This window comes from Bradyrhizobium sp. AS23.2, assembly GCF_001908185.1.
GTDB lineage: Bacteria > Pseudomonadota > Alphaproteobacteria > Rhizobiales > Xanthobacteraceae > Bradyrhizobium.
This window is the reverse complement of sequence record NZ_LGHM01000426.1, coordinates 1-922: the sequence shown is the minus strand read 5'-3', so window position 1 is coordinate 922 and position 922 is coordinate 1. Positions and strand designations below refer to the sequence as shown.

Below are 922 nucleotides of genomic sequence, written 5' to 3'. Positions count from 1 at the left end.
TGTCGATGCTCTCATGGAAGCGGGCGTGATTGTAGTGCTCGACAAAGGCGCCGATCTGCCGTTCGAGGTCGCCGGGTAGATAATAGTTGTCGAGCAGGATGCGGTTCTTCAGCGTCTGATGCCAGCGCTGGATCTTGCCTTGGGTCTGGGGATGATACGGAGCGCCGCGCCCATGTTGCATGTCTTTGCCCTTGAGCCACGTGGCCAGATCATCCGCGACGTAACTCGATCCGTTGTCGCTCGGGCGCTGCGCGACGGTGATGTGGTCGAGGCCGGACGCCGCGAGCGCCTGGTCGAGCGTAGCCGTGAGGTCGGAGGCGCACATCGTCGGCCCCAATCGCCAGGCCACAATGTCGCGCGAGAAGTCGTCGAGCACGGTCGACAGATAGTACCAACCCCAGCCAGTGATCTTGAGGTAGGTGAAGTCGGTCTGCCAAAGCTGATTGATGGCGGTGGTCTGGTCCTTGAACTCGTCCGCGGCCTTGATCACCACATAGGCCGGACTGGTGATCAGGTCATGCGCCTTCAGCAGCCGATAGACTGACGCTTCGGAGACGAAGTACTTCCGCTCGTCGGTGAGCCGCACGGCCAGTTCGCGCGGAGACAGCTCCGGCAGCTCCAGCGCCAGGTCGACGATCTGGCCGCGAACGTCGTCGGGAATGCGGTTCCAGACCCGATCCGGCCTCGATCGACGATCGGCCGGTGCCCCAACACCGCCTCGCGATAACGATCGTACCAGCGATAGAACGTGGCTCGTGGGATGCCGAGCTTGTCCAAGGTGCGCCCGGCCGGCAGGTGTGACTGCTCGACCAACCGGATAATCTCGGCCTTCTCGGAGGCGGGGTACCTCATGCCTCGTCCTCCCCATCTCTTACCCGACAGGTGAATGCGAAGCATTCACCGAGAGGGCCCGTTCATGCTC

At 62.6% G+C, this 922-nt stretch carries 1 pseudogene; it reads right to left on the bottom strand.

Features of this window, described 5'->3' with window-relative positions:
- Positions 1 to 867: pseudogene (locus tag AC630_RS42680) on the bottom strand (DDE-type integrase/transposase/recombinase); the annotation flags it as partial.
- Positions 868 to 922: the final 55 nt, after the last annotated feature.